Genomic DNA, 15,470 nt, shown 5'->3' with positions numbered 1-15,470 from the left:
GCCGATGGCGGCAACGCCCGTTTCCGTGACTAACAACTCGCCGGGCGACGGGCAAGGCGGGCTAGGGCGCGTCCTGTGAGGGCGAAGGGGCGGCGTCCGGCGTGCCGGGCGGTTGCGGGGCGGGATCTGGCAGCACCGGGTCGGCGAGGTCGCCCGCTCCGATCCGCGCATCGACCCGCGCCACAGCCTCGTCCGTGATGTCCACGCGATCGAAACTCAGCACAACGACCTGCTGGTCAAGGATCACCAGCCCACCGCGCTCCGACATGATCTCGGCCAGCACCGGCACCGCGGCCTGCAGGAAGCGCCCGCGATCCTCATCGCGCAGGCGGGCCACCGCCCGTGCCTTGGCATCCTGTGCCGTCCGGATCTGCTCGACCTTGTCGTTGAACGCCTCGGCCAGCGCGCGGAACTCGTCCGGCGGCAGGGTCGGCCGACGCGCCGTCAATGCCCGTTCTTCGGCCTCGAGCGCCGCCTCGATCTGGCGGTTCTCGGCGATCAGGGCGCGCGATGCGGACTCGCGACGGTCCAGCGAGGCCCGGCCAAAGGCAGACCGCTCGAAGAACTCTTCCTGCCGCAGCACAAGAACGGGGGCCTGCTCGCTGCCCGGCGACAGCGGAACGGCCGCCGGCGCATCGCCCGGTGCAGTCTGCGCCACCGCGCCAGGCGCCGCGGCGAGCAGAACCGCGACCGCCGCGCCCGCGACGCGCATCAGAACTGCGTCGAGATGGTCAGGTCGAAGGTCTGTTCCTTGTCATAGGGCTGCTTTTCAAGCGCCCGCGACAGGTTGAACCGCAGCGGACCGACCGGCGTATCCCAGAACAGCGACACCCCGATGGAAGACCGCAGATGCAGGCTGTCATCGACCTCGATCCCGTTCGTGCCGATGCGGTTGTTCAGCCCCCAGACCGATCCGACATCGAAGAACAGGCCGCCCTTGATGCCGTATTCCTCGGGCAGGCCCAGAGGGAACTCTGCTTCGAAACGCGCAACAAAGAAGAAGTTGCCGCCAAGCGCGTCCTGGTTCGGAGATTCCAGGTCGCGCGGCCCAAGCCCGAACCGTTCAAATCCGCGGATCTTGCCGATGCCGAAAAAGCGCTCGGTCACGCGGCTCTCGCCGTCGATCATGTTGATCGCGCCGCCCTCGAACACCGCACGAAGCGTCACCTCGTCGTTCAGGATGCGCCGCTCGCCAAGCGCGGTCACGCTGGTCTGCACGAACTTCGTATCCCCGCCGAGACCTGCGAAATCCTGGCCGAAGCGCAGCAGCACGCCGCCCGACGGGTTCAGCCCGGTGCGCCGGCTATCATAGGTATAGCTGTAGCCAAGGGACGAGGTGACAAGCGCACCCAGCGTTGCCTCTTTCTGAATGATCGCCGAGCTTCCATCCGGAACCCCGGTGATCCGGTCCTGGCTGATCCGGTAACGCAGGTCGAAGCGCGAGTTCTCGCCCACCGGGAAGCCAAGCGACGGGCGAAGACCGACGTTGCGCGTATTGTAGAGCGAGTCCTCGCTATCATTCTCGGTATAGTAGAGATCGAGACCAAACCGCAGGTCACGCCCCAGGAAGGCCGGTTCGCCAAAGCTCAGCGTCGCGCTCTTGCTTTCGCTGGCGGTGGTGACGCCGAGCGAAAGCGACTGTCCGCGGCCAAGGAAGTTGTTTTCGCTGAAGCTGATGTTGAAACCGATCCCGCTGTCCACACCGTAGCTTGCGCCGAGACCCAGCGAGCCGGTCGGCTGTTCCTCGACATCCACGTTCACGATGACCTGGTCCGAACCCGAGCCCTGCTCGGCCTCGACATTCGCATTCGAGAAGAAGCCCAGCGCCCGGATGCGCTCGGCAGCCTGACGGATTTCGCGGGGGTTGAAGGGATCGCCCTCGACGGTACGGAACTGCCGGCGGATCACCTGATCGAGCGTGGTGGTGTTCCCCTCGATGTCGATCCGCTCGACGAAGATGCGCGGGCCACGGGTGATCGCGAACTCGACATCCAGCGTAAGGTCGCGGTCGTTGCGGGTGATCCGGGGTTCGACACGGACGAAGTTCAGGCCCTTGCGCAGCGCGAGGTTCTCCATCCGGGTGATGTTTGTCTCGAGGACGGTGGGTGTGTAGGTCACGCCCGACCGCAGCCGCATCACGCTGCGGAATTCCTCGGCATCGGCCTCGTCGATCTCGGACACGACGCTGACCGAACCCACGCGAAAGCTCTGCCCCTCGCGGATCGTGAAGGTCACGAAGAAGGCGTCGCGTTCGCGGGTGATCTCGGCACTGGCGTCCAGCACCTCGAAATCGACATAACCGCGCGACGCATAGAAGTCGCGCAGAAGCTGCTTGTCGAATTCCAGACGGTCGGCAACGAACGTATCGCGCGAGATGATCTGGCGGAACAGACCCGCCTGCTTGGTTGCCAGAACCTGCCGCAGGCGGCGGTCGCTGATGTTGCGGTTGCCGACAAAGCCGATGCGCTCGATCTCGCTGACACGGCCCTCGCGAATCTCGAACACGAGATCGACACGGTTGCCGGACCGGCGGATGATGCGCGGATCGACCGTCGCGGCGACCCGGCCCGCATTCTCGTAGGCTTCGGTGATGGTGGTGGCGTCGGCTTCGGCCTGCGCGGGCGAATAGACACGGCGCGACTGCGACCGGATCAGTGCCTGCAGGTTCTCGTCCTTCAGGCGGCGGTTGCCCTCGAAGTTGATGACGTTGATCGTCGGATACTCGCGCACCCGGATCAGCAGCCTGTTGCCCTGCGGCACCATCTCGACGGTTTCGAACAGCCCGGAGTCCACGATCCGCTGGTAGGCGTCGTTCAGTTCGCCCCCGCTGACACGCTGGCCGCGCCCGATTCCGGCGAAGGACAGGATGGTGGCCGCGTCAACGCGCTCGTTCCCCTCGATGGCGACGTTCGAAAAGGAATAGGTCTGTGCAAGGGCCGGGCCGGACCCCAGCAGCAGCAACGTCGGAGAAGCCGTTGCGACCGCAAGAAAAACCGGAACAAGCGCCAGCCGGGCCGCAAAAGTTATCCACATCTTGCGTGCCAAAATGCGACCAAACGCAATATCCATCGTCCCGCCCCGTCCATTCCGTGCTTCCGGACTGGTTAGCGGGAATGCCCCGGGATGTCAAAAGCCACGGCGCGGCGATGGTTTGCAGGTTTCGAACGGATCGCCGCAGGCGGTGGTTGCGGCGGGCTGCCGGAATGCGAAAGGCCCCCGAAACGGGGGCCCCTGGAGGTGCCGAAACGGCCACGCCGTCACTGGATGGGCTGGACGATGGCCTGACCGAGGAACGCGCCAGCAAGCAGGCCCACGAGGATCGTGCCCAGCGTGAAGAGCCTGTCGAAGTTCAGGTACAGGATCAGCGAGATCCCGCGATAGCCATCCATAACCGTCTGCATGTCGTCCCCGCCACAGTCGTCTACCCGCGTTTGGTCTAGACCGCGACTGTGGCGTCATTGCGGCGCGCGATTGACGCAATTGTCGTCAGGGACAGAACAGATCGTTTCCAAGCGCGAAAAGCATCAGTGACAGCAGCAGGGTCAGGCCCGCACCCATCAGCACCCGCAGCGCGCGGTCCGAGGGCGGACGGCCGGTCACCGCTTCCCATGCGTGAAACACCAGATGTCCGCCGTCCAGGACCGGCACGGGGAACAGGTTCAGCAGCCCCACGGCGGTGGACAGCATGGCCACGAACAGGATGAACGACACCGTCCCCTGCGATGCGGCGGCGCCCGAGCTTTCGGCGATTCCCACAGGGCCCTGAAGGTTGCAGGTCGAGATCGCTCCCGTGATCATGTGCCACAGGCCCGAAAGCGAGGTCGTGGCGATCCGCCAGGTCTCGGATATCCCCAGGCCGATCCCCTCGAACACACCGGGCACGCGGGTCTGCGGTTCAAAGACCAGCCCCCCCGACAGCCCGATCAGCCAGCGGGTCTCGAATCCGCCCTCTGGCAGCGGCAGGTCCATGCGGCGCGGCGTCAGCGCAATCTCGACGGTCTCGCCCCCGCGCCACAGGGTCAGGCGCAGTTCGCGGCCAACGGAATTGCCGACGATGTCGCGCAGTTGCTGGAAGGTCTGGATCGGCTGGCCATCGACCGCCGTCACCAGATCCCCGCGCTGCATCCCGGCCGCCTGGGCCGCAGACTGCGGCCCCACCCCGTCGGCCAGTGGCGGGAACGGATGGGGGCCCGCGAAGGTCATCACCTGACCCGACCGGTCGACCCGGTATTCGGCCACATCCCCCGGCGCCATGGCGGTCGACGCCGCGACCAGAGCGGCCAGATCGGGCGTGTCCACGCCGTTCAGGGCAAGCACACGGTCGCCCGGACGAAGGCTTTCGCCTGCAAAGGGTGTCGCCTTCATCTGGCCGACCACGGGCGCCTCGGTGGCCACGCCGTTCAGCAGGAACCAGCCGGTGAAGATCAGGATCGACAGCACGAAGTTGAACACCGGTCCTGCAGCGACCGTCGCCGACCGCGCCCACAGCGGCGCGCCGTGCACCGTGCGGCGCCGTTCGGCCGGCGACAGGCGCGACATCAGCGCGCCGTCCTTGCCCGATGCCGCGTCGGCATCGCCGAGGAACTTCACGAACCCGCCGAACGGCAGCGCCGCAACCTGCCACTTGGTGCCGCGCCGATCCATGCGGCTCCAGACGACCGGGCCGAAGCCAAGGCTGAACACCTCGGCATGGATTCCCGACCAGCGGCCGACGATGTAGTGACCGTATTCATGGACCGCGACGATGACCGAAAGGGCCAGAACGAACACCGCCAGCGTGAACGCCAGGTTTCCGAATGAGGGGATCAGTCCGATCAAGTCCACGCGGTTCACCTGCCCTGTTGCCGCTCGACCGCCTCGGCCGCCGTCTGCCGTGCGAGATGGTCCATGAACAGCACGTCCTCAAGCCCGCTCGCGGCTTTTTCAAGGCGCGTATCGCGCGAAAGCCGGGACAGCGTCTCTTCCACCACCTCGGCCATCTGCAGGAAGCGCAGGCCGCCGCCGATGAAGTGGTCAAGTGCCACTTCCTTCGCCGCGTTGAAGGCGGCGCCCGACAGGCCGCGCGCCGCCATCACCTCGCGCGCCAGGCGAAGCGCGGGAAACCGCTGCGCATCCGGGGCCTCGAACGTCAGGCTGCCCAGCCGCGCAAGGTCAAGCCGCTCGACCGGCAGGGCGGCGCGGTCGGGCCAGTTCAAGGCATATCCGATGGCGTGGCGCATGTCGGCCGGACCGAGGTGCGCCATGATGCCGCCATCGCGGAACCCCACCATGGCGTGGATGATCGACTGCGGATGCACCACCGCCTCGATCTGCGCGGGATCAAAGCCGAAGAACTCGCGCGTCTCGATCAATTCGAGCGCCTTGTTGAACATCGAGGCCGAATCGATGGAAATCCGCTGGCCCATCGACCAGTTGGGGTGCGCGACCGCCTCGCACACGGTAGCCTGCGACAGCCGCTCCAACGGCCAGTCGCGGAACGGGCCGCCGGAGGCGGTGATGATCACCCGCTCCACCGCCTCGCGCGGTTCGCCCGTCAGCGCCTGGAACACGGCGGAATGTTCGCTGTCGACCGGCAGGATGCGGGCGCCATGCGCGGTGGCCGTGGCCAGAAGCAAGGGACCGGCGGTGACCAGGCTCTCCTTGTTGGCCAGCGCCAGCGTGCCGCCATGCCGCAGCGCGCGCAGGCCAGGCACCAGGCCCGCCGCGCCCACGATCGCGCTCATCACCCAGTCGGCCGGGCGGTCCGCCGCCTCGGCCACCGCCTCGGGCCCGGCCGCAGCCTCGGTCCCCGACCCGGCAAGCGCCGTCCGCAAATCCCCCAGCCGCGCCGGATCGGCAGTCACTGCCACCTCGGCGCGCAGCGCCTTTGCCATCTGCGCCAGCCGGTCCACGTTCTGCGCCCCCGTCAGCGCGACCGTGCGGAAGGTCTGCGGCCCGCCTGCCCGCATGACCAGGTCAAAGGTGCTTTCACCGACGGAACCGGTCGCACCAAAGATCGACAGGCTGCGCATCGCTACGGTCCCCCGAACGGCAAGCCGAACGGATGCGGGGCGGGCAGCGGCAGGTTGGCCACGAGGCCCAGCAGCATCACGGCCACCACCGCGCCCGTCAGCGCATCGAACCTGTCCATCAGCCCGCCATGGCCCGGGATCAGGTTGGAACTGTCCTTCACCCCCGCACGGCGCTTGATCCAGCTTTCGCCGATGTCGGCCATCTGCCCGGCCACCGCGACCAGCGGCGACACCGGCACCAGCAGCCAGCCGGCCGGTCCGGCCAGCCCCGCCGCCACGAACCCCGCGCCGACGCCCGCCGCGCCGATCCAGCCCGCCACGGTCCCCGACCAGGTCTTCTTGGGGCTGATCGCGGGCCAGAACTTCGGCCCTCCCATCATCCGCCCCACGAAATAGCCCAGCACATCCGACGCGACGACGACGAGGATCAGCCACAACAGCGCCGCCGTCCCCGATCCCTCGCGGATCGAGACCAGGCCATAGCCCGCCACCATCGCCGCAGCGGCCCAGGCCGCCGACAGCCTGCGGTCGCGTCGGCGCGTCAGGGCAAAGGCAAAGGCCGGTACCAGCAGGATGATCGCTGCGAAGGACGCATCGTTCAGGAAGGTCATGACAAGCGCCGCGCCGCCTCCGGCGCCCATCAGGATCGCATCCTGCGGGCGCGAGGGTGCGGTCAGCCGCGCCAGTTCCCACAACATGCCGCCGGTGATCAGCACCACGAGCACCGCAAAGGCCGCGCCGCCCAGCCACACCTCGACCGCGCCCACCGCCACCATGACCACCGCCGAGGCGACACGCTTTCGCAGGTCGCTCCAGCGCGGCGGGCGTGGGGGGACGTGATCCTCGGCCGTCATCCGCGCAGCACCCCGCCGAACCGGCGTTCGCGGTTCGAGAACCGCCGCAGGATCGCCGCCAGTTCGTCCGGCGTGAAGTCGGGCCACAGCGTTTCGGTGAACTCCCATTCGGCATAGGCGGTCTGCCAGGGCAGGAAGTTGGAACTGCGGAACTCGCCGCTTGTGCGGATCACCAGATCGGGGTCGGGCAGGCCCCCGGTATCCAGCCGTGCCGACACTGCCGCCTCGGTGATGTCTGCGGGGTCGAGCCGACCCATCGCCGCATCCTGCGCCAGACCGCGCGCGGCGCGCGCGATTTCGTCGCGCCCGCCATAGTTGATCGCGACAGTCAGGTTCAGCCGCGTGAACCCCGCCGTCCGCGCCTCGATCCCGCCCATCAGCTTCTGCAGCCGCGGGTCAAGGCGCGACCGTTCCCCGATGAACCGCATCCGCACGCCCTCGGCGGCCAGCCGGTCGGCCTCACGCTGGATGTAGCGGCCGAAGATCGCCATCAGGCCCAGCACCTCCTCGGTCGACCGTTTCCAGTTCTCGGTCGAGAAGGCATAGATGGTCAGCCAGCGGATGCCGAGATCGGGCGCGACACGCACGATCTCCTTCACCCGCTCGGCGCCGCGACGGTGGCCGACCAGCCGCGGCCAGCCGCGCGACGTGGCCCAGCGCCCGTTGCCATCCATGATGATGGCCACATGGTCGGCATGTCGTGCGGCGGGTTCGGGAGAGCGGGTCAAACGGTCCTCGCCGTGATGGGATCGGAAATCGGCGTCTCGCGCGGGCGGCGGAACGCCTCAGACCTGCATGATCTCCGCCTGCTTGGTTTCCAGCGCCTTGTCGACGGCAGCGATCGCCTTGTCGGTCAGCGCCTGAACCTCGTCTGCATACATCTTCTGGTCATCCTCGGCCATTCCGGCGGCCTTGGCCTTCTTGATCTGGTCCATGCCGTCGCGCCGCACGTTGCGGATCGCCACCTTTGCGCTTTCGGCATATTGCGCCGCGACCTTGGTCAGTTCACGCCGCCGCTGTTCGTTCAGTTCCGGGATCGGCAGCCGGATCAGCGGCCCGTCGGTCACCGGATTGATGCCGAGGCCGCTCTCGCGGATCGCCTTTTCAACCTTGCCGATCATGCCCTTGTCCCAGACGTTGATAACCACCATCCGCGGTTCCGGCACGTTCACCGTGCCCAGCTGGTTGATCGGCGTCATCTGGCCGTAGGCGTCGACCTGGATCGGCTCCAGCATCGAGGCCGAGGCGCGGCCCGTCCGAAGGCTCGCGAATTCGGTGCGCAGCGCCGTCATCGCGCCGTCCATCCGGCGCTCCAGCGCGTCAAGGTCGATATCGAGGTCGTCTTGCGACATGGGATGGTCCTTCCTGTCGTCCGTCGCGCGGTTCTAGCAGCCTGCGCACGGCGTGGGTAGGGCGCGCGTCAACCCGACACGCGCGTGTAGGTGCCCTGCCCCGCCAGGATGCCCCGGAACCCGCCGGGTTCGTCGAGGCTGAACACGATGATGGGCAGGTTGTTGTCGCGGGCCAGCGCGATGGCGGTGGCATCCATCACGCCCAGATGCTTCTCCAGGCATTCGTCATAGCTGACGGTCGTGTATCGCCTTGCATCCGCGTGCTTGCGCGGATCCTTGTCATAGACGCCATCCACCTTGGTTCCCTTGAAGATGGCCTGGCAGGCCATCTCGTTGGCGCGCAGCGTGGCGGCCGTGTCGGTGGTGAAATAGGGGTTGCCGGTCCCGGCGGCAAAGATGCAGACGCGCTTCTTCTCCAGGTGGCGCACGGCGCGGCGGCGGATGTAGGGTTCGCAGACCTGGTCCATCGGGATGGCGCTGATCACCCGGGTGAATACCCCGATCGATTCGAGCGCCGACTGCATGGCAAGCGCGTTCATCACCGTGGCCAGCATCCCCATGTAGTCGGCCGTGGTGCGCTCCATGCCCTGCGCCGACCCCTGCAGCCCGCGAAAGATGTTGCCGCCGCCGATCACCATGCAGATCTCGACGCCCATGTCGCGGACCGACTTCACCTCCTGCGCGATGCGCGTCACGGTGGGCGGATGCAGGCCATAGCCCTGGTCGCCCATCAGCGCCTCGCCGGATATCTTCAGCATGACGCGGGAATAGGCGACCTTCGGTTCCGTGTCGGTCGTCATGTTCCCCTGCCCCTTGTCCCTGCCGACGGTCGGCGCGCAAGATAAGGGGAAAGGGCGGCGGGGTTCAACCCGCGCCGGGGGAATGCGAAGGGGTATCGCGTGGACGGCTGGATGCGAACGATCTCGCGCGAGGCGCCGGTGCTGATCGCGGGACCCACCGCCAGCGGCAAGTCCGCGCTGGCGCTGGAAATCGCCGCCCGCGACGGCCGTGTCGTCGTCAACGCCGACGCGCTGCAGGTCTATGGCTGCTGGCGTGTCCTGACCGCCCGCCCCGGTCCTGCCGACGAGGCTGCGGCGCCCCACGCGCTCTACGGCCATGTCGCGCGGGATGACACCTGGTCGGCGGGCCACTGGCTGCGGCAGGTGGCGCGCCTTCTGGAAGGTGATCGCCCGCTGGTGATCGTGGGCGGCACCATGCTGTATTTCCGCGCCCTGACGCGGGGGCTGGCCGAAGTGCCGCCGGTCCCGCCCGAGGTGCGCGCCGAGGGCGACGCGCTGCGCGCTGCGGGCGGGGTGGCGGCGCTGCTGGCGGGCATCGATGCCGCGACGGCGGAGCGGATCGACCGGGCCAATCCGGCGCGGGTCCAGCGTGCCTGGGAGGTCCTGCGCGCCACCGGCCGCGGTCTGGCCGACTGGCAGGACGCGCCGACTCCCCCGACCCTGCCGCTCGACCACCCGGCGGCGGCGATAGTCCTTCAACCGCAGCGCGACTGGCTGCACGCCCGCATCGAACGCCGTTTCGCCGCGATGCTGGATGCGGGCGCGCTGGACGAGGTGCGCGCCATCCTGCCGCACTGGGCACCCGCACGCCCCTGGGCGCGGGCCATCGGGGCGCCCGAACTGGTCGCGCATCTGAAGGGACAGATGACCCTGTCCGAGGCGCGCGATGCCGCGACGCTGGCGACCCGGCAATACGCCAAGCGCCAGGGCACCGCCTTTCGCGGGCTGGGACAGGGATGGCGCCCGATTACCCGGGGTTGAGCGGACCGCCGCGCGGTCTGCTGCCGACGGACGATCTTTTCGCTTGGGAAGCAGGCGCCGGGGTGGTTATCACTGTCAGGCAGAGCCCCGCAGGACCGCCGATGACCGCGATTGCCGAATCCTTTCCCTCGCTGCCCGCCGGACCGAAGGCAGGCGCGCCGCGCATCATGCCGATCCCGAAGCTTGCCGTGGGCGGCCGTTGGCGGGTCGAGGCGATGCGCTCGCTGTCCGAACCCCTTTTCCTCTGGTTCACCAAGGGCCAGGGACGGATCACGATCGCGGGAAGCACCCGGGGCTATACCGCGAACAACGCCATCCTGATACCCGCGGGGGTCATGCACGGGTTCGAGGTCGGGCCACAGGTCTTTGGCACCGCCGTGTTCTTCGGCCGCGGCTCCGGCATTCCGCTTTCCGCCGCGCCACTGCACCTGCGCATCCGCGAGACCCATGTGGCGCAGGATCTGAATGTCCTGCTCGACGCCATCGGGCGGGAAATGGCCAGCCAGAGCCCGGGTTCGGCACGGGCGGCGGGGCATTATCTGGGGCTTCTGGGCGTCTGGATCGAGCGCCAGGCCGACAAGATCGCCGCCGATACGCCAAAGCCTGATGCCGCGCGCCGTCTCGTGGCGCGCTACGCGGCGCTTCTGGAACGCGACTTCCGCTCGGGGCTCGGCGTGGGCGACTTCGCCGAGGCCCTGGGCGTGACCGCGACGCACCTGACGCGGTGCTGCCGACAGGCCTGCGGACGCCCCGCGTCGGACCTGTTGCACGACCGGCTGATATTCGAGGCGCGGCGGATGCTGGCCGAGACGGATCTGCCGGTCAAGGACATCGCGCAGATGCTGGGATTCACCTCTCCCGCCTATTTCACGCGGGCCTTCCACCACCGCACCGGGAAGGCCCCGACAGTGTTCCGGCGCAGCGCCTGACTGGTGCTGAGTCAAGCCGTGCATGTCGTATTTCTGCGGCCCGATGACGAATCCAGCCGTTGACGTCGGGGGACAAACAGTGCCGAATAGGCGCGGGCCGGGGTTCGCCGCCGCCCAGCGCCGCGTGTCGGTGCGGGGCATATCACGGTTTCCGCCTGGCCGCTTCGACACCAAAGAAGGCCGCCCGCCATGCACGGGGCCGCCACCACAGGGAGACGACGATGACCGCACAGATTCGCAGCCGGGACATGATTCACCCGGCCGCCACTGCCTATGCCGACGAAGTAAAGGCGGGCACGATGAGCCGCCGCGAATTCCTCGCCCGCGTCACCGCACTCGGGGTGGCCGCCCCCGCAGCCTACGGGCTTCTCGGCCTTGTCGCCCCCAGTCCGGCACTCGCACAGGGCAAGCCCGGCGGCACCCTGCGCATGTCGATGGAGACCAAGGGCGTCAAGGACCCGCGCACCGCCGACTGGAGCCAGATTGCAAACTTCACCCGCGGCTGGCTGGAGTATCTGGTCGAGTACAACAACGACGGCTCGATCCGTGGCATGCTGCTGGAAAGCTGGGAGGCGAACGCCGACGCCACCGAATACACCCTGAAGGTGCGTGCCGGTGTGAAGTGGAACAACGGCGACGATTTCACCGCCGATGACGTCGTTCACAACATCGTCCGCTGGTGCGACGGTTCGGTCGAGGGCAACTCGATGGCGGGCCGCGTCTCGGCGCTCGTCAACCCGGACACCAAGGCCATGCGCGACGGCGCGGCCGTGGTGGTCGATCCGCTGACCGTGAAGCTCACGCTGGCCTCGCCCGACATCACCATCATCGCCGGCATGGCCGACTATCCGGCTGCCGTGGTGCACCGGTCCTATGACAACGGCGACCCGGCCGCGAACCCGATCGGCACCGGCCCCTACCTGCCCGAGGTCAATGAGGTCGGTGTGCGCCAGGTTCTCGCGCTGAACACCAACCACACCTGGTGGGGCACGGCCGTCTATGGCGGCCCGTACCTCGAGCGGATCGAGTATATCGACCTTGGCACCGATCCCGCCGCCGAAGTGGCGGCCGCCGGTTCGGGCGAGATCGACGCCACCTACCAGTCCACGGGCGAATACATCCAGGTTCTGGACGGCCTGGGCTGGACCCGGTCCGAGGCGGTGACGGCGGCGACGATCGCGGTGCGGTTCAACCAGCTCGCCGAGGAATACCAGGACGTGAACGTCCGCCGTGCCTTGACCATGGCGGTGGACAACAAGGTGGTTCTGGAACTCGGATACTCCGGCCTCGGCACGGTGGCGGAAAACCACCATGTCTGCCCGATCCACCCCGAATACGCCCAACTGGCCCCGGTCGAGGTGAACCCCGCCAAGGCCAAGGAGATGATCGCGGCGGCCGGCAAGGCCGATTTCGAGTTCGAACTGATCTCGCTCGACGACGCCTGGCAGGCCGCAACCTGCAACACGGTGGCGGCGCAGGTCCGCGACGCGGGCATCAACGTCAAGCGCACGGTTCTGCCGGGATCGACCTTCTGGAACGACTGGACCAAGTATCCCTGGTCGGCGACCGAATGGAACATGCGCCCTCTGGGCGTGCAGATCCTCGCGCTCGCCTACCGCACCGGCGAGGCCTGGAACGAGGCTGCCTTCTCCAACGCCGAATTCGATGCGGAACTGGCCAAGGCCCTGTCGATCGCCGATGCGGATGCGCGGCGCGAGGTCATGGTGCGGCTGGAGACGATCATGCAGGAGGAGGGCGTGATGATCCAGCCCTACTGGCGCTCGATCTACCGCCACTTCGATCCCAAGGTGAAGGGCGCCGACATGCACGCGACGTTCGAGCATCACCACTACAAGTGGTGGATCGACGCCTGACCGGCACCGCCGACCGGTCCCGCGCGGCGACAGGCCGCGCGGGACCTGCTTCCGGGGCCGCCGTCCCGGCCCCCGCCTGAGCCCGCAGGGCCACCACCGCGACCGGTGGCCCCGCCCCCTTCCGCCGCGTCCGCGCGAAAGGAATTGCCATGGCCACCTTCATCCTTCGCCGCCTTGCAGTGATGGTGTTGACGGCGATCTGCCTGACATTCGTCGTGTTCTACATGACGAACCTGCCGCCAAACCTGGAAAAGCTCGCGAAATCCGAAGCTTCGGTGCGGATGACCGACGACGCCGTGGAAACCTGGCTGAACCGCAACGGCTATGCCCGGCCCACGGTGGTGCGCTATGGCGAATGGCTGGGCGTGGTGCCCGGCTGGCGCTCGACCGACCCAGGCACCGGCGCCGTCACCGGTCGCTGCCTTCGCGGGCATACCGTTGAAACCGCACCGCGCTTCTGCGGCATCCTGCAGGGCGACTGGGGCTATACGACCGTGTTCAAGACCGACGTGGGCGCGATCCTTGCGCGTTCGCTGGGCCTGACCGGCTGGCTGATGTTCTGGGTCATGGTCGTGATGGTGCCCGTGTCGCTGCTCATGGGGGTCCTGGCGGGGATGCGCGAGGGTTCGCGCATGGACCGCACGCTGTCCACCATGGCCATCGCCTCGACGGCCACCCCCGAATATGTCTCGGGGGTGATCCTGATCGCGCTCCTCGCCTCGGCGACGACCGGCCTGTCACCGGTTCTGGCCGAGGCCGGGCTGCTGTCCGGGCGCACCCTGTTCCAGGGCACCGCAACGGCGGCAATGGACAAGCTGACATTCTGGAACTTCGGCCTGCCGGTGATGACCATCGCGCTCTACGGCATCGGCTACATCGCCCGGATGACCCGCGCCTCGATGACCGAGGTGATGACGCAGCAATACATCCGCACCGCCCGGCTCAAGGGCGTCGGCTTCCGCGAGGTGGTCATGCGGCACGCGCTGCGCAATGCGCTGATCGCGCCGTTCACCGTGATCATGCTGCAGTTCCCCTGGCTGCTGAACGGCGTGGTGATCGTGGAAACCCTGTTCAACTACAAGGGCTTCGGCTGGACGCTGGTGCAGGCCGCCGGCAACAACGACATCGAGCTGCTGCTCGGCTGTTCGGTCGTCGCGGTCTTCGTCGTGCTGGTGACGCAGCTGATTTCGGACATCGGCTATGTCTTCCTGAACCCCCGCATCCGACTGGCCTGAGGAGAGACGCATGGACCCGATCACCTGGACCGGCGCCTTCGGCCCCATCCTGAACCCCCTGGCGGCGGCGCTGGTCGTCGCGCTCGCCGTCGCGGTCGTCGCGCAGATCATCCTGTCGTTCTTTTCCGGCCCCGGCACCGTGACACAGGCCGACGGCACGCTTGTCGTCACCCGCAGCCCCGCAGACATGGCCGCGACTGCGGCACGGTTCACGGTGCTGGGTCTTGCCGGCATCGCCGTGCTCTATGCGCTTCAGGGCTATCTCTCGTCCGACCCCGCCCGCCAGGGCATCCTGGGGGCGATGGCCGCGCGGTTCTGGCCTGTCTGGCTGGCGCTGATCGTGACCTTCGCCGTCTCGATCCGGTGGAAACGGCGACTTGGCCTCTATGGCAAGCTGTTCGACAGCACGGTCGGCATGGCGGGCTTCGCCATCGTGATGTTCTGGGTCTACACCGCCTTCTTCGCCGACCTGATCATCACCTTCGACCCCCTGGCGCAGATCTCGGGCATGAAGAACCTGTCGCCCGGCAGCCCCGTTGCAGGGCAGGAAAATGCCATCTACCTGCTCGGCGGCGACAACCTGGCGCGCGACGTGTTCAGCCGCATGGTCATGGGCGCACGCCGGGTGCTGGCCATCGCCCCGGCCGCCACCGCCTTCGCCTTCATGGTCGGCATCACGCTGGGCCTGCCCGCCGGCTATTTCGGCGGGCGGCTGGACACGATCCTGTCGTTCTTCGCCAACCTGGTGCTCGCCTTCCCGGTGATCCTGCTGTTCTACCTGCTGGTCACCCCGGAAATCCGCGTCACCGGCATTCCCATCGTGCTGGCGGCCGTGCTGTTCCTGTTCCCGGTCATCTTCCTCTGCGTGCTGTGGAACAGCCGGTTCTTCACCGATCCGAAAAAGCGCAACATCTATGTCGCGATCACGCTGGTCATCGGCCTCTGGGCCTATTCGGGCCTTGCGTTCAACGCCGACCCGCTCGGCATCTGGTCGATGGAGCCGAACCTTCTGAACGTCTTCGTCTCGGTCGTCTTCGTGAACGCCCCCACCGTGTTCCGCATCGTGCGCGGCATCGTGATGGACCTGAAGGCGCGCGACTATGTGTCGGCGGCCCAGACCCGGGGCGAAGGCCCGTGGTACATCATGCTGTGGGAAATCCTGCCCAATGCGCGCGGCCCGCTGATCGTCGATTTCTGCCTGCGCATCGGCTACACCACCATCCTGCTGGGAACGCTGGGCTTCTTCGGCCTCGGCGTCTCGCCCGAGTCGCCCGACTGGGGATCGACCATCAACGACGGGCGGCGCCTGCTGGCGCTCTATGTCCATCCGGCGGTGGTGCCGGCGCTGTCGCTGATGTCGCTGGTGCTGGGCCTCAACCTGCTCGCCGACGGTCTGCGCGAGGAATCGCTTCGTGACTGACCGCCGTTCCGCTT

14 protein-coding genes are annotated in these 15,470 nt (G+C 67.6%); 5 read left to right on the top strand and 9 right to left on the bottom strand.

Annotated features, from left to right (window positions below):
• Positions 1-61: 61 nt before the first annotated feature.
• From KF887_11335 to pyrH, 9 genes are all read right to left on the bottom strand, one after another.
• Entirely contained in the window at positions 62-712 is a 651-nt protein-coding gene (locus KF887_11335) for an OmpH family outer membrane protein (protein ID QYK40051.1), read from the bottom strand.
• The gene (gene bamA, locus KF887_11330) at positions 712-3,069 is read right to left on the bottom strand and encodes an outer membrane protein assembly factor BamA (GenBank protein QYK40050.1); all 2,358 of its coding nucleotides are present in this window, start codon (positions 3,067-3,069) and stop codon (positions 712-714) included. The genes KF887_11335 and bamA overlap by 1 nt, the downstream gene beginning before the upstream one ends.
• Positions 3,070-3,257: 188 nt before the next feature.
• Positions 3,258-3,401 carry a hypothetical protein gene (locus KF887_11325; protein QYK40049.1) on the bottom strand — a complete coding sequence of 48 codons (144 nt, stop codon included), beginning with the start codon at positions 3,399-3,401 and terminating at the stop codon, positions 3,258-3,260.
• Between the two features lie 85 nt (positions 3,402-3,486).
• Positions 3,487-4,824, bottom strand: a complete 1,338-nt coding sequence (rseP, locus tag KF887_11320) for an RIP metalloprotease RseP (protein ID QYK40048.1) — start codon at positions 4,822-4,824, stop codon at positions 3,487-3,489.
• A 5-nt stretch (positions 4,825-4,829) separates the two neighbouring features.
• Positions 4,830-6,011 carry a 1-deoxy-D-xylulose-5-phosphate reductoisomerase gene (dxr, locus tag KF887_11315; GenBank protein ID QYK40047.1) on the bottom strand — a complete coding sequence of 394 codons (1,182 nt, stop codon included), beginning with the start codon at positions 6,009-6,011 and terminating at the stop codon, positions 4,830-4,832.
• A 2-nt stretch (positions 6,012-6,013) separates the two neighbouring features.
• Positions 6,014-6,865, bottom strand: a complete 852-nt coding sequence (locus tag KF887_11310) for a phosphatidate cytidylyltransferase (protein QYK40046.1) — start codon at positions 6,863-6,865, stop codon at positions 6,014-6,016.
• Positions 6,862-7,539, bottom strand: a complete 678-nt coding sequence (uppS, locus tag KF887_11305; protein ID QYK43537.1) for a di-trans,poly-cis-decaprenylcistransferase — start codon at positions 7,537-7,539, stop codon at positions 6,862-6,864. The genes KF887_11310 and uppS overlap by 4 nt, the downstream gene beginning before the upstream one ends.
• A 111-nt stretch (positions 7,540-7,650) precedes the next feature.
• Positions 7,651-8,217, bottom strand: coding sequence for a ribosome recycling factor (frr, locus tag KF887_11300; protein ID QYK40045.1), 567 nt, complete (start codon positions 8,215-8,217; stop codon positions 7,651-7,653).
• 68 nt (positions 8,218-8,285) lie between these two features.
• The gene (pyrH, locus tag KF887_11295) at positions 8,286-9,017 is read right to left on the bottom strand and encodes a UMP kinase (protein ID QYK40044.1); all 732 of its coding nucleotides are present in this window, start codon (positions 9,015-9,017) and stop codon (positions 8,286-8,288) included.
• A gap of 111 nt (positions 9,018-9,128) precedes the next feature.
• Here pyrH and miaA point away from each other — a divergent pair, with 111 nt between their 5' ends.
• From miaA to KF887_11270, 5 genes are all read left to right on the top strand, one after another.
• The gene (gene miaA, locus KF887_11290; GenBank protein ID QYK43536.1) at positions 9,129-9,998 is read left to right on the top strand and encodes a tRNA (adenosine(37)-N6)-dimethylallyltransferase MiaA; all 870 of its coding nucleotides are present in this window, start codon (positions 9,129-9,131) and stop codon (positions 9,996-9,998) included.
• A gap of 101 nt (positions 9,999-10,099) precedes the next feature.
• Complete coding sequence (locus tag KF887_11285; GenBank protein ID QYK40043.1) at positions 10,100-10,927, top strand: helix-turn-helix domain-containing protein; 828 nt, start codon at positions 10,100-10,102, stop codon at positions 10,925-10,927.
• A gap of 221 nt (positions 10,928-11,148) precedes the next feature.
• Positions 11,149-12,801: an ABC transporter substrate-binding protein gene (locus KF887_11280; protein QYK40042.1), complete on the top strand. Its 1,653-nt coding sequence runs from the start codon at positions 11,149-11,151 to the stop codon at positions 12,799-12,801.
• Between the two features lie 149 nt (positions 12,802-12,950).
• A complete protein-coding gene (locus KF887_11275) occupies positions 12,951-14,036 on the top strand; it encodes an ABC transporter permease (GenBank protein ID QYK40041.1) in 1,086 nt (361 codons plus the stop codon).
• Positions 14,037-14,046: 10 nt separating this feature from the next.
• Entirely contained in the window at positions 14,047-15,456 is a 1,410-nt protein-coding gene (locus KF887_11270; GenBank protein QYK40040.1) for an ABC transporter permease, read from the top strand.
• The last annotated feature ends 14 nt before the right edge of the window (positions 15,457-15,470 follow it).

The sequence above is a fragment of the Paracoccaceae bacterium genome, assembly GCA_019454225.1.
In the GTDB taxonomy this organism is placed as follows: Bacteria; Pseudomonadota; Alphaproteobacteria; order Rhodobacterales; family Rhodobacteraceae.
This window is presented reverse-complemented; position numbering and strand designations above follow the sequence as displayed.

Excerpts from the sequence above, each read along its gene's own strand:
- KF887_11335 (QYK40051.1), bottom strand. The coding sequence starts at position 712 with ATGCGCGTCGCGGGCGCGGCGGTCGCGGTTCTGCTCGCCGCGGCGCCT.
- bamA (QYK40050.1), bottom strand. The coding sequence starts at position 3,069 with ATGGATATTGCGTTTGGTCGCATTTTGGCACGCAAGATGTGGATAACT.
- KF887_11325 (QYK40049.1), bottom strand. The coding sequence starts at position 3,401 with ATGCAGACGGTTATGGATGGCTATCGCGGGATCTCGCTGATCCTGTAC.
- dxr (QYK40047.1), bottom strand. The coding sequence starts at position 6,011 with ATGCGCAGCCTGTCGATCTTTGGTGCGACCGGTTCCGTCGGTGAAAGC.
- KF887_11310 (QYK40046.1), bottom strand. The coding sequence starts at position 6,865 with ATGACGGCCGAGGATCACGTCCCCCCACGCCCGCCGCGCTGGAGCGAC.
- uppS (QYK43537.1), bottom strand. The coding sequence starts at position 7,539 with ATGGATGGCAACGGGCGCTGGGCCACGTCGCGCGGCTGGCCGCGGCTG.
- frr (QYK40045.1), bottom strand. The coding sequence starts at position 8,217 with ATGTCGCAAGACGACCTCGATATCGACCTTGACGCGCTGGAGCGCCGG.
- pyrH (QYK40044.1), bottom strand. The coding sequence starts at position 9,017 with ATGACGACCGACACGGAACCGAAGGTCGCCTATTCCCGCGTCATGCTG.
- miaA (QYK43536.1), top strand. The coding sequence starts at position 9,129 with ATGCGAACGATCTCGCGCGAGGCGCCGGTGCTGATCGCGGGACCCACC.
- KF887_11285 (QYK40043.1), top strand. The coding sequence starts at position 10,100 with ATGACCGCGATTGCCGAATCCTTTCCCTCGCTGCCCGCCGGACCGAAG.
- KF887_11280 (QYK40042.1), top strand. The coding sequence starts at position 11,149 with ATGACCGCACAGATTCGCAGCCGGGACATGATTCACCCGGCCGCCACT.
- KF887_11275 (QYK40041.1), top strand. The coding sequence starts at position 12,951 with ATGGCCACCTTCATCCTTCGCCGCCTTGCAGTGATGGTGTTGACGGCG.
- KF887_11270 (QYK40040.1), top strand. The coding sequence starts at position 14,047 with ATGGACCCGATCACCTGGACCGGCGCCTTCGGCCCCATCCTGAACCCC.